10 protein-coding genes are annotated in these 12,210 nt (G+C 66.8%); 9 read left to right on the top strand and 1 reads right to left on the bottom strand.

Annotation, left to right across the window (positions count from 1 at the left end):
* Positions 1-13 precede the first annotated feature (13 nt).
* Positions 14-2,389, bottom strand: coding sequence for a penicillin-binding protein 1A (locus CBM2594_RS15565; protein WP_116357606.1), 2,376 nt, complete (start codon positions 2,387-2,389; stop codon positions 14-16).
* A gap of 399 nt (positions 2,390-2,788) precedes the next feature.
* Between CBM2594_RS15565 and pilM the strand changes: the two genes are divergently transcribed.
* The 9 genes from pilM (at position 2,789) to CBM2594_RS15520 (ending at position 11,862) form a co-directional block, all read left to right on the top strand.
* The gene (pilM, locus tag CBM2594_RS15560) at positions 2,789-3,859 is read left to right on the top strand and encodes a type IV pilus assembly protein PilM (RefSeq protein WP_174079128.1); all 1,071 of its coding nucleotides are present in this window, start codon (positions 2,789-2,791) and stop codon (positions 3,857-3,859) included.
* 17 nt (positions 3,860-3,876) lie between these two features.
* On the top strand, positions 3,877-4,542 hold the full coding sequence (locus CBM2594_RS15555; protein ID WP_116357604.1) for a PilN domain-containing protein: 666 nt from the start codon (positions 3,877-3,879) through the stop codon (positions 4,540-4,542).
* 2 nt (positions 4,543-4,544) lie between these two features.
* The gene (locus CBM2594_RS15550) at positions 4,545-5,216 is read left to right on the top strand and encodes a type 4a pilus biogenesis protein PilO (protein WP_116357603.1); all 672 of its coding nucleotides are present in this window, start codon (positions 4,545-4,547) and stop codon (positions 5,214-5,216) included.
* Positions 5,213-5,761, top strand: a complete 549-nt coding sequence (locus tag CBM2594_RS15545; RefSeq protein ID WP_116357602.1) for a pilus assembly protein PilP — start codon at positions 5,213-5,215, stop codon at positions 5,759-5,761. Before CBM2594_RS15550 ends, CBM2594_RS15545 begins: the two co-directional genes overlap by 4 nt.
* A complete protein-coding gene (gene pilQ, locus CBM2594_RS15540) occupies positions 5,758-7,890 on the top strand; it encodes a type IV pilus secretin PilQ (RefSeq protein ID WP_116357601.1) in 2,133 nt (710 codons plus the stop codon). The genes CBM2594_RS15545 and pilQ overlap by 4 nt, the downstream gene beginning before the upstream one ends.
* 343 nt (positions 7,891-8,233) lie before the next feature.
* Positions 8,234-8,794 (top strand): shikimate kinase, encoded by a 561-nt coding sequence (locus tag CBM2594_RS15535; protein WP_116357600.1) that lies wholly within the window; start codon positions 8,234-8,236, stop codon positions 8,792-8,794.
* A complete protein-coding gene (gene aroB / locus CBM2594_RS15530) occupies positions 8,791-9,897 on the top strand; it encodes a 3-dehydroquinate synthase (RefSeq protein ID WP_116357599.1) in 1,107 nt (368 codons plus the stop codon). Before CBM2594_RS15535 ends, aroB begins: the two co-directional genes overlap by 4 nt.
* A gap of 48 nt (positions 9,898-9,945) precedes the next feature.
* Positions 9,946-11,088, top strand: a complete 1,143-nt coding sequence (locus tag CBM2594_RS15525) for a deoxyguanosinetriphosphate triphosphohydrolase (RefSeq protein WP_116357598.1) — start codon at positions 9,946-9,948, stop codon at positions 11,086-11,088.
* 54 nt (positions 11,089-11,142) lie between these two features.
* Positions 11,143-11,862, top strand: coding sequence for a transposase (locus CBM2594_RS15520; protein WP_116357597.1), 720 nt, complete (start codon positions 11,143-11,145; stop codon positions 11,860-11,862).
* Positions 11,863-12,210 lie beyond the last annotated feature (348 nt).

Genomic DNA, 12,210 nt, shown 5'->3' with positions numbered 1-12,210 from the left:
CTGGCGACCGCGCTCAGGCGCCGCCGAACATCTCCAGGATCTTCTTCTTCTCCTGCTCGGTATCGACCGGCGGGGTCGTCGATTCCTCCGGCTTGCCCGGCCACGGATCGCCCAGGCCCACCGACGCCACGCCGGCGCCGCCGGCGTTTTCTTCGAAGGTCCAGTCGCCGCCCACCATCAGCACGCCTTCGGGGGCGGGGCGCTCCGGAGACTCGGGCACGCCCTTGAGCGCCTTGCTCATGTAGCCGACCCAGATCGGCAGCGCCAGGCCGCCGCCGGTTTCGCGCACGCCCAGGCTCTTGGGCTGGTCGTAGCCCATCCAGGCGATCGCCACCAGGTTGGGGGTGTAGCCGGCGAACCAGGCATCGACCGCGTCGTTGGTGGTGCCGGTCTTGCCGGCCAGGTCGTTGCGGCCCAGGCGCTGCTTGGCGCTGTTGGCCGTGCCGTAGCGCACCACATCGCGCAGCATGGTGTCGGCGATAAAGGCGGTGCGCGCGTCGAGCACGCGCACCGCGTCGGTGCCGGCGCGCTGCGGATGGGTTTCAGAGATCACGTTGCCGCGCGCATCGACCACCTTCTGGATCAGGTACGGATTGATGCGGTAGCCGCCGTTGGCGAACACCGAGTAGGCGCCGGCCATCTGCAGCGGCGTCACCGCGCCCGAGCCCAGCGCCATCGGCAGGTAGGCGGGGTGCTTGTCGGCCTCGAAGCCGAAGCGGGTGATGTAGTCCTGCGCGTACTGCGTGCCGATCGCGCGCAGGATCCGCACCGAGACCAGGTTCTTCGACTTGGCCAGCGCGCGGCGCATGGTCATCGGGCCCTCGAAGCGGCCGTCGTAGTTCTTCGGTTCCCACACCTGGCCGCCGGTGTCGGGGCCGATCGTCAGCGGCGCGTCGTTGATCACGGTGGCCGGCGAGAAGCCCTTTTCCAGCGCCGCCGAGTAGATGAACGGCTTGAAGCTGGAACCGGGCTGGCGCCAGGCCTGGGTCACGTGGTTGAACTTGTTGCGGTTGAAGTCGAAGCCGCCCACCATCGAGCGGATCTCGCCGTCCTGCGGGTTGATCGACACGAACGCCGCGGCCACTTCCGGCAGCTGCGTTACCGACCAGTTGCCCTTGGCGTCCTGCGTCACGCGGATTACCGCGCCGGGACGCATCTTCATCTTGGGCTGCGCGTTGGCCGACAGCGACGGCGCGATAAAGCGCAGCGCCGGGCCCTCGATGGTCGCCACCTCGCCGGACAGCAGCGTCGCCTTGACCTGCTTGGACGCCACGCTGGTGACCACCGCCGAACGCAGGTCGCCGCTGCCCGGGTGCTCGACCAGTGCATCGTCGATGGCCTGCTCGCGCTCGGCCGGATCCGACGGCAGGTCGATAAAGGCCTCGGGGCCGCGGTAGCCGTGCTTGCGCTCGTAGTTCATGATGCCGGTGCGCACGGCTTCATAGGCGGCGTCCTGGTCGGTCTTGGTCAGCGTGGTGTAGACCGTCAGGCCGCGCGTGTAGGTTTCCTCGCGATACTGCGCGTACATCAGCTGGCGCACGATCTCGGCGACGTACTCGGCGTGGGTGGAGAACTCGTTGCCCTCGGTGCGCACCTTCAGCTCGGCCTGCACGGCCTGGTCGTACTGCTCGGGCGTGATGTAGCGCAGATCGCGCATGCGCTGCAGGATGTACTCCTGGCGCACCTTGGCGCGGCGCGGGTTGACCACCGGGTTGTACGCCGACGGCGCCTTCGGCAGGCCGGCCAGCATGGCGGCCTCGGCCGGCGTCACGTCGCGCACCGACTTGCCGAAGTACACGCGCGCGGCGCTGTCGAAGCCGTAGGCGCGCTGGCCCAGGTAGATCTGGTTCATGTACAGCTCGAGGATCTGGTCCTTGCTCAGGTTGGCCTCGATCTTGTACGCCAGCAGCATCTCGTAGATCTTGCGGGTGTAGGTTTTCTCGCTGGACAGGAAGAAATTGCGCGCCACCTGCATGGTGATGGTGGAGGCGCCCTGCGACAGCCCGCCGCGCAGGTTGGCCAGGCCGGCGCGCATCACGCCGACGAAGTCGACGCCGCCGTGCTCGTAGAAGCGGTCGTCCTCGATCGCCAGCACCGCCTTTTTCATCACGTCCGGAATTTCGGCGATGGGCACGAAGTTGCGCCGCTCCTCGCCGAATTCGCCGATCAGCACATTGTCCGCGGTGTAGATCCGCAGCGGAATCTTGGGCCGGTAGTCGGTGATGGTGTCCAGCGACGGCAGGTTGGGCGCGGCCACCAGCAGTGCGTAGCCAAGCAGCAGCGCAATCACGACGGCACCGGCGACAACCAGTCCGACCGCCCAGAACATGAGCCGCGTCCAGATCGAACGGCGGGCAGGGTGGGACGGCTTCTGTTGTGCTGTGGCCATAAGGGAAATACCTAGTCAGGGGTGCCCGCGATTATATCTTCCGGCATCCGCCCGCCCGGGCGCACAGTGGCGGGGGCGCCGCTATCGCGCTGTTACAAGATGTAAGGCCGCGGATGCCGGCGTGCAGGGCGACGTTGGCGGGGGCCATGGGGGAAGCGCGCGGCACAGGCAGGCATGGAAGGGAACCCGACGACCGTGGGGTTTTGGCAACGGATTGATGAGGGCCTTCTCAAAAACAAGTGCGGCCCAGTTCGGCACGTTGCCACCGATGCTGGATTTTGTGAGAATCGCCCAACATAAAAAGCAGACGTTTCATTCAAGAAACTAGGCTCGCCCGATTAGAGCGTTCAAGCCAGGGGCGAGTTCAAAAGTCAGGGGGTCACCTTGCGTCGGGGCATTTTGTCGGGGCTTCTGCGCCGGACTACGGTCGGCGTGGATATCGGGTCGTCCAGCATCAAGGTAGTCGAGCTGTCCGTGGGGGGCAGCCGGCAAGACTACCGGCTGGAAAAATGCGCCAGCGAACTGCTGGACCGCAACGCCGTTGCCGATGGCAACGTCATCAACATCGAGGCCGTCGGGATCGCGCTCAGGCGTGCGCTCGGCAAGGCCGGCATCCGCTCGAAGGACGTGGTGCTGGGCGTGCCCTCCATGCTGACTGAATCGCAGACGGTCAGCCTGCCGGACAACCTGTCCGAAGACGAACTCTATTCCCAGGTCGAATCCGAAGCGCACCGGCTTTATCCTCCTTCGCAGGCGGTCAACTTCGACTTCGCCGTGATCGGCCCCAGCGAGACCGAGGGCGGCATCGGCGTGCGCGTGACTGCGGCCAACAGCGACCGCGTGCAGGAACGCGTGACCGCGGCCGAAATGGCCGGCCTCAAGCCGCAGGTGATGGATGTCGAGGAATACGCGGTGCAGCGCTCGATCGTGCAGATGCTGGGCGTCCCGCACGAAATGTCCGAGGCCGACGCGCGCGCGCTGCCGGTGGTGGCCGTCGTTCATTTGGGCGGCAGCCGTTCCAAGGCCATCTTCTACCAGGGCTGGAAAGAACTCTATGAGCAGCCGCTGAACAGCTACGGCGACCAGCTCACGCAAAGCGCGGCGCGCATGTTCACGCTCGACGCGCTCAAGGCCGAGATCAAGAAGCGCAAGAACACGCTGCCCGAGGCCTGGCGCGCGCAGTTGCTCAAGCCGTCGCTCGATGCCCTCGCCATGGAAGTGCAGTCGGCGATCGGCAACTTCATCGCCAGCTCCAGCCTGGGCCGCGTCGACGAGATCCTGCTGTCCGGCGGGCATGCATCGCTGTTCGGCGTGCAGGCGGCGATCCAGCACCAGACCAAGATCACCACCACGCTGGCGAACCCGTTCGCCAACATGGCGACCAACGCCAAGGTCAACGAGCGCTACCTGCAGCGCGACCTGCCGGCGTATATCGTCAGTGCCGGCCTGGCCCTGCGCGGCCTGCAATAACGCACCGGAGGCAACAGATGTCAACGAACACACTGCCTTCGGTCAACCTGCTGCCTTACCACGAAGCCCGCAAGGCGGCGCGGCGCAAGAAGGTCTACACGATGCTCGGCGCAGCGGCGGCTGCCGGCGCGGCCGTGGTGCTGCTGGGCGGCGTCTATATCGACGGGCGCATTGATTCGGTGGTGGCGCTCAACCAGGTGCTGAGCGCGGAAAACGCCAGGCTCGACGGACAGATCCGGGAAGTCAACAGCCTGAAGAAAGACATCGACGCGCTGCTGCAGCGGCAGAAGGCCGTCGAAAGCCTGCAGACCGAGCGCAACCGCCCGGTGCAGCTGCTCGAGGAACTGGTGCGGCAGGTGCCCGAGGGCGTCTACCTGACCAGCCTGAAGCAGGCCGGCGAGGCCTTCACCATCGCCGGCGTGGCGCAGTCCAACGAGCGCATTTCCGAACTGCTGCGCAACCTGGGCGGGGTCGACTGGCTCGACAAGGCCGAACTGGTCGAGTCCAAGGCGGTCACCATGACCAACAACCTGCGCGAGCAGCGCCGGCTGTTCGATTTCTCGATGCGCTTCGCGTACCGCGCGCCGGAGGCGCCGGCCGACGGCAAGAAGGCTGCGCCGGGCGCTTCGGCCCCATCCGCCGCACCTGCACCTGCACCCGCCCCCGCGGCCGGAAAGGCCTGACCATGGCGCTCAATACCGAAATCAACCTGGCTGACCTGACCAGCCAGTTCCGCGGGCTCAACCTGAACGAGCCGGAGACCTGGCCGGCCGCGCCGCGCGTGCTGTTCGCGATCCTGGCCGCGGCGGTGGTGCTGCTGCTGGGCTGGCAGTTCTACTGGAGCGGAAAGTTCGATGAGCTCGAGCGCCAGCGCCAGGAGCAGGAAAGCCTGAAGCAGGCGTACCAGTCCAAGGTGGCGCAGGTGGCCAACCTCGACGCGCTGCGCGAGCAGAAGAAGCAGGTCGAGCAACGCGTGGCGCTGCTGGAGCGGCAACTGCCCAACAAGACGGAAATGGACGCGCTGCTGGCCGACGTCAACCATGCCGGCGTGGCGCGCGGGCTGCAGTTCGAGCTGTTCAAGCCGCAGGCGGCGGTGATCAAGCCGTACTTTGCCGAGATCCCGGTGAACCTGCGCGTGACCGGTCGCTACCACGAGGTGGCACAGTTCAATGCCGACGTCGCGGCGCTGTCGCGGATCGTGTCGATGCAGAACCTGCAACTGGCCAATACCAAGGATGGCGGTTTGTCGATGGAAGCGGTGGCGATGGCCTACCGCGCGCTCGACCCGGAAGAGCAGGCGGCGCAACGCAAGGCCGCCGCGGCCGCTGCAGCCGCCAAGGCAGGAGGTCCGAAATGAGCCGCATCGTCCGGACCCGCGCCCTGGCATGGACCGCATCGCGGCGCGCGCTCGCGGCGGCGCTGGCGCTCGGTTTGCTGGGCGCCTGCGGCGCCAGCGATGAAGACGCGCTGCGCCAGTGGATGGATGCCACCCGCAGCGCCCGCGCCAGGCCGCCCGAGCCCGTGCCCGACGCCCGGCCCTACGTGCCGCGCGAATACGCCGCGGCCAGCGCGCCCGAACCGTTCGCGCAGGCCAAGATCGGCGAACTGAACAAGACGCTGGCCGATTCGCCCGAAGCCGGCCGGCGCCGCGAGCCGCTCGAGGACTATCCGCTCGAGAACTTCAAGATGCTCGGGATGATGAAGAAGCATGGGGAAACCTTCGGCATCGTCCGTGTTGATAACAAGATCCACCATGTGAAGGTGGGTCAGTATCTCGGCCAGAGCTATGGCCGGGTGGTCCGCATCACCGATCAGGAGATCGTGCTGCGCGAATTGGTCCGGGAGGGGGTATCCGAGTGGAAAGAGAAAATGACCAGCCTGAAGCTGGACGCGGCGGCATGACCCCCGCGCGCTGGTATCGGGCGCTCGCGGGCGCCGCGAGGACGACGGCGGCAATGGCGCTGGCGCTGTGGCTTGGCATGGCTGCGCAGGCCGCGCTGGCACAAGGCAACCGGATCAAGTCGGTGGACGTCAGCACGACCGGCGAGCAGACCGTGCTGGTGGTCGAGCTGGAACGGCCGCTGGCGCAGAAGCCGGCGGACTTCACCACGCAGAACCCGGCACGGCTCGCGATCGATTTCTTCGATACCGGCTTTGCCGAGCGGCGCGCGCAGTATGAATACGGCGGCAAGCTGGTCAAGGCCGCCAACGTGATGCAGATCGGCGACCGTACGCGCGTGATCCTTGACCTTGCGCGCAACGCCACCTATCGCACCGACCAGCGCGGCAATGTCTTCGTGGTGTCCCTGGATAACGTCGCGCCGGCGGCCAAGAGCGCTGCGCCGACGTTTGCGCCGGCCGCCACCTCGCCGGGCGCGGCAGGGCGGCCGTCGGTGCGCAATATCGACTTCCGCCGCGGCGCCGACGGCGCGGGGCGCGTGGTGGTGGACCTGTCCTCGCGCGACTCGGGCATCAATATTGCGCAACAGGGCAAGAACGTGGTGGTCGATTTTCTCGGCACCACGCTGCCGGAAAACCTGCGGCGGCACTTCGACGTCAGCGACTATGGCTCGCCGGTGCAGGGCATGCGCGCTTCCGATGCCAACGGCAACGCGCGCCTGACCATCGAACCGCGCGGCAACTGGGAATACAGCTCGTACCAGACCGATACCCAGTTCGTGGTCGAGGTCAGGCCGGTCAAGGAAGACCCGACCAAGCTGATCAGCGGCCCCGGCTACCGCGGCGAGCGCCTGTCGCTGAACTTCCAGAACATCGACATCCGCTCGCTGCTGCAGGTGTTCGCCGACTTCACCAACCTGAACATCATCACCAGCGAAAGCGTGCAGGGCAACCTGACGCTGCGGCTCAAGGACGTGCCGTGGGACCAGGCGCTGCAGATCGTGATGGATGCGAAGGGGCTGGCCTCGCGCCGCAACGGCAATGTGCTGTGGGTGGCGCCCAAGGCCGAACTGCAGACCAAGGAAAAGCTCGAGCTCGAGTCGCAGCAGCAGATCAACGACCTCGAGCCGATCCGCAGCCAGGTGTTCCAGCTCAACTACCAGCGCGCCGAGGACGTGCGCAGGATGCTGCTGGGCATGGGCGCCGGCGGCGGCGCGGCCGCCCCCATCGGTGCCGCGGGCGCGGCGGGCGCCAGCACGCGCATGCTGTCCAAGCGCGGGTCGCTGACGGCGGATGCGCGCACCAACCAGCTCTTTGTGTCGGATATCGCCTCCAAGCTGGAAGAGGTGCAGAGCTTCATCGGCAAGATCGACATCCCGGTGCGCCAGGTCATCATCGAGGCGCGCATCGTCGAGGCCACCGATACCTTCAGCCGCAACCTGGGCGTGAAGCTGGGCTTCGCCGGGCAGTACAACAATGCCCGCGTCGGCAACACCTACAACAACGTGCTGCCGGGCGCCACCTCCGACAACGGCCCGTTCCTGAGCCTGCCGGCCGGTTCCATCAACGGCACCAACCCCGCCAATATCGCGGTGAGCCTGTTCAACAGCGCCGCCACGCGTTTCCTGGCGCTGGAGCTGTCGGCGCTGGAGGCGGACGGCAAGGGCAAGATCATCTCCAGCCCGCGCGTGGTCACGGCCAACAACATCAAGGCGCTGATCGAGCAGGGCACCGAGCTGCCTTACCAGGCGGCCACGTCCAGCGGCGCCACCTCGGTGCAGTTCCGCAAGGCCAACCTGAAGCTGGAGGTGACGCCGCAGATCACGCCCGAAGGCAACGTGCTGCTGGACGTCGACGTGAACAAGGACAGCGTGGGCATCCAGACCACCTCCGGCTTTGCCATCGACACCAAGCACGTGCAGACCCAGGTGCTGGTCGAGAACGGCGGCACCGTCGTGATCGGCGGCATCTACACCCAGACCGAGTCCACCGATGTCGACAAGGTGCCGCTGCTGGGCGATATCCCGGTGCTCGGCTACCTGTTCAAGAACAACGCCAAGGTGCGCAACCGGACCGAGCTGCTGGTGTTTTTGACCCCGCGCATCCTGAACGAGAGCGTGTCGCTCAGGTAGGGACATGGCGTCCGGAGGCGCCGGATACAGTAGACTGGCAGGCCGCATCGAGGGATGCGGCCTTTTTTTGCGCGCCGCGGGGGGCGGAGACGGCCCCGGGGCGGGCCAGCCGTGTGGGCCATGCCGCATTCGCCACTTGCCGGCCGCGCCACAACATAAGAAGATGATGCAGTTCCCAACCGGGGAGGACGGCCCGCATGCCGCGCTCCCGAACCACAGTCCCGTGACAGCCCCAGCGACCGGCCCGGCGGCACAGCGCCAGGCCCAGGATCGGCGCGATGCCGATCGATCCGACTCCGAGCGACCGGAATCCGATCGACCCAACCTCTTTTTCGTCGGCCTGATGGGCGCCGGCAAGACCACCGTGGGCCGCACGGTGGCACGGCGCCTGCACTATCCGTTTTTCGATTCCGACCATGAGCTCGAGGCGCACTGCGGCGTGCGCATCCCGGTGATCTTCGAACTCGAGGGCGAGGCCGGCTTCCGCGACCGCGAGGCCGCGATGATCCGCGAACTGGCGCAGCGCCAGGGCATCGTGCTGGCCACCGGCGGCGGCGCCGTGCTGCGCGCCGAGAACCGCGCGGTGCTGAAGGCCCGCGGCACGGTGGTGTACCTGCGCGCCAGCCCGCACGACCTGTGGCTGCGCACTCGGCACGACCGCAACCGCCCGCTGCTGCAGACCGAGGACCCCAAGGGCAAGCTCGAGGCGCTGTACGCCGAGCGCGACCCGCTATACCGCGAAGTCGCCGACTTCATCATCGAAACCGGCAAGCCCTCGGTGGCGCAGCTTGCTAATATGGTGTTGATGCAACTTGAAATGGCCGGTTTCCGGATCGATCCCCCGCAGCCGGCGTCCCCGCCCGCGGACGATGCCGAACCCCCGGCGCAGGACCCCAATCCATGATTACCCTTGAAGTCGACCTGGGCGAGCGCAGCTACCCCATCCACATCGGCACCGGCCTGCTCGACAACGCCGAGCTGCTGCGCCCGCACGTGCGCGGCCAGCACGCCGTCATCGTCACCAATGAAACCGTCGGGCCGCTCTATGCGGCGCGCGTCGCGGCCACGCTCACCGCGCTGGGCAAGACCGTGCGCACCGTCACGCTGCCCGACGGCGAGTCCTTCAAGCACTGGGAAACGCTGAACCGGATCTTCGACGCGCTGCTGCAGGCCGGCGCCGACCGCAAGACCACGCTGGTGGCGCTGGGCGGCGGCGTGGTCGGCGACATGACCGGGTTTGCCGCCGCGTGCTATATGCGCGGCGTCCCGTTCATCCAGATGCCGACCACGCTGTTGGCGCAGGTCGATTCATCGGTGGGCGGCAAGACCGGCATCAACCACCCGCTCGGCAAGAACATGATCGGTGCGTTCCACCAGCCCAACGCGGTGATCGCCGATATCGACACGCTGCGCACGCTGCCGCCGCGCGAACTGGCCGCCGGCATGGCCGAGGTCATCAAGCACGGCGCCATCGCCGATGCCGAGTACTTCGGCTGGATCGAGCGCAACATCAAGGCGCTGAACGACTGCGACCCCGAACTGATGGCCGTGGCGGTGCAGCGCTCGTGCGAAATCAAGGCCGGCGTGGTGGCGCAGGACGAACGCGAGGGCGGGCTGCGCGCCATCCTCAATTTCGGCCATACCTTTGGCCATGCGATCGAGGCTGGCATGGGCTACGGCGCCTGGCTGCACGGCGAAGCCGTCGGCTGCGGCATGGTGATGGCCGCCGACCTGTCGCACCGGCTGGGCTTTATCGATATCGAGACGCTGGCGCGCGTGCGCACGCTCACGCAGGCGGCGATGCTGCCGGTGGTGGCGCCGGAACTGGGCGCCGAGCGCTATATCGAACTGATGAAGGTCGACAAGAAGGCCGAGGCCGGCAGCATCAAGTTCATCCTGCTGAAAAAGCTCGGCGAGGCGTTCATCACCAGCGTGCCGGACGCGGATCTGCGCGCAACGCTGGCGCACGCCGTCCTGAAACCTCCCACCGAGGCACCGGTCGCCTGACCGATCGGTTATGCCTCGCCACCCCGACCCAGCCACCGGACGCGCTGCATGACCGACTTTGAAAGCCACCTCGCCCCGTACGCCGCCCGCTCCGCGCAGACGCGCGGGCGGGTGCACGCCGAACCCGCGTCGCTGTCGCGCAGCGAATTCCAGCGCGACCGCGACCGCGTGATCCACAGCACGGCGTTCCGGCGGCTCGAGTACAAGACTCAGGTCTTCGTCAACCACGAGGGCGACCTGTTCCGCACGCGGCTGACCCACAGCCTGGAGGTGGCGCAGATCGCCCGCTCGATCGCGCGCAACCTGCGGCTCAATGAAGACCTGGTCGAGGCAATCTCGCTGGCGCACGACCTGGGCCACACGCCGTTCGGCCATGCCGGGCAGGACGCGCTGAACCAGTGCATGAAAAACCACGGCGGCTTCGAGCACAACCTGCAGAGCCTGCTGGTGGTGGACGAGCTGGAAGAGCGCTACGGCGGCTTCAACGGGCTGAACCTGACCTTCGAGACGCGCGAGGGCATCCTCAAGCATTGCTCGCGCGTCAATGCCTCGGCGCTGGGCGAGCTGGGACGGCGCTTCCTGGAAGGCACGCAACCGTCGCTGGAGGCGCAGCTGGCCAACCTTGCCGACGAGATCGCGTACAACAACCACGATATCGACGACGGGCTGCGCTCCGGCCTGCTGACGCTGGAGCAGCTCGACGAAGTGCCGATGTGGGCGCGCCACCGGGCCGAGGTGGCCGACGCCTTCCCCGGCATCAACGGCCGCCGCGCCATCAACGAGACGGTCCGGCGCATGATCAACACGCTGATCGTCGACCTGATCGAAACCACCAGCCGCAATATCGCCGACGCCAACCCGCGCAATATCGACGCGGTGCGCGCCGCCGGCCCGCTGGTCGGCTTCAGCCCGCAGATCCACGAGGAAGCCGCCGCGCTCAAGCGCTTCCTGTTCCGCCACCTGTACCGACATTACCTGGTGATGCGGATGTCGGCCAAGGCCCAGCGCATCGTCGGCGACCTGTTCCAGGCCTTCATGTCCGATTCGCGCCTGCTGCCGCCGCAGTATCAGGCCGGCCACGGCGGCGACCAGTCACGGCTGATCGCCCATTACATTGCCGGCATGACAGACCGCTACGCCATCCGCGAGCATCGCCGCATCTTCGCGGTCAGCGAGGGGAATGCCAACTGAAAAATAGGGACGGATCAGGCTATGATGCGGGCATCCCAGCCCGCATGACCTGCCATGGCCCGTCTTCCCCGTTTTTCTCCCACCGGATTGCCCGCGCTGGTGTTGCAGCGCGGCAACAACCGCCAGCCCGTGTTCCTGGGCCCTGACGACTACCTGCATTACCTCGATTGCCTGCGCATGGCCGCGCGCGAGCACGACCTGGCCGTCCACGCCTACGCGCTGCGGCCCAACCACGTGCATCTCGTGGCCACTCCGAAAAGTGAGGACGCGCTTAGCCTGACCATGCAGGCCGTCGGCCGCCGCTACGCGCGCTACTTCAACCGCGTCGCGGGCCGCACCGGCACGCTGTGGGAAGGGCGCTTCCGCTCCGCGGTGTTTGATCCGGCGCAATGGATGCTGCCGGCCATGCTCTACGTCGAGGGCAACGCGGTCCGTGCCGGGGAGGTCAACACCCCGGAGAGCGACCGCTGGAGCAGCTACCGCCATCATGCCGGCATCGAGGCCAGCCCGTTTGTCAGCGACCACGCCGCCTACTGGGAACTGGGCAATACCCCGTTCGAGCGGCAGTCGAACTACCGCATGCTCAGCGCCGAAGGCCTGTCCGGCAGGACCCTGGACACCTTGCGCGCCCATGCGCATAGCGGCTGGCCGCTGGGAGACGACGCGTTCCTGGCGCAGCTGGAGAGACATGCCACCCGGCGCGTGCAACCGTTGCCGAAAGGACGCCCCAAGAAGGTGCAAACCAAGGTCGCAGATGAGCTTGAAGCGCCATAAAATATATGTGTCCCCATTTAATCGATTCACCGAAACGGTGCGTCAATTAATGTGTTCTGACCCCGTTTAATTTTTTTGCGAGGCGCAGGCGATTCCCATATAGTTGCTCCACCCACAGTCATTGTGCGGCGCGTCACGCTCGTGTACGCCGCTGCGGCCCGCAGACAGCTTCGTCCCCGAATTTCTCCGCCGACCTCGGCCGGCTGGATATATAGAAAGCGCGCGGTCCCCGTTCCGGTACGCCCAGTCGTTCGCGCAGCCTTCACCGGAATTCAGCCCGTGGACCAAACGAAAAATCTTTCGGCCCAAGCGCAGACCAGCGAGCAGATCGCCGCGTCCTCCACCGCC

Source organism: Cupriavidus taiwanensis (assembly GCF_900249755.1).
GTDB lineage: Bacteria > Pseudomonadota > Gammaproteobacteria > Burkholderiales > Burkholderiaceae > Cupriavidus > Cupriavidus taiwanensis_D.
Note: the sequence above shows the minus strand (reverse complement) of the source record. Positions and strands in the feature narration are given on the sequence as shown.

Excerpts from the sequence above, each read along its gene's own strand:
- CBM2594_RS15565 (WP_116357606.1), bottom strand. The coding sequence starts at position 2,389 with ATGGCCACAGCACAACAGAAGCCGTCCCACCCTGCCCGCCGTTCGATC.
- CBM2594_RS15555 (WP_116357604.1), top strand. The coding sequence starts at position 3,877 with ATGTCAACGAACACACTGCCTTCGGTCAACCTGCTGCCTTACCACGAA.
- CBM2594_RS15550 (WP_116357603.1), top strand. The coding sequence starts at position 4,545 with ATGGCGCTCAATACCGAAATCAACCTGGCTGACCTGACCAGCCAGTTC.
- CBM2594_RS15545 (WP_116357602.1), top strand. The coding sequence starts at position 5,213 with ATGAGCCGCATCGTCCGGACCCGCGCCCTGGCATGGACCGCATCGCGG.
- pilQ (WP_116357601.1), top strand. The coding sequence starts at position 5,758 with ATGACCCCCGCGCGCTGGTATCGGGCGCTCGCGGGCGCCGCGAGGACG.
- CBM2594_RS15535 (WP_116357600.1), top strand. The coding sequence starts at position 8,234 with ATGGGCGCCGGCAAGACCACCGTGGGCCGCACGGTGGCACGGCGCCTG.
- aroB (WP_116357599.1), top strand. The coding sequence starts at position 8,791 with ATGATTACCCTTGAAGTCGACCTGGGCGAGCGCAGCTACCCCATCCAC.
- CBM2594_RS15525 (WP_116357598.1), top strand. The coding sequence starts at position 9,946 with ATGACCGACTTTGAAAGCCACCTCGCCCCGTACGCCGCCCGCTCCGCG.
- CBM2594_RS15520 (WP_116357597.1), top strand. The coding sequence starts at position 11,143 with ATGGCCCGTCTTCCCCGTTTTTCTCCCACCGGATTGCCCGCGCTGGTG.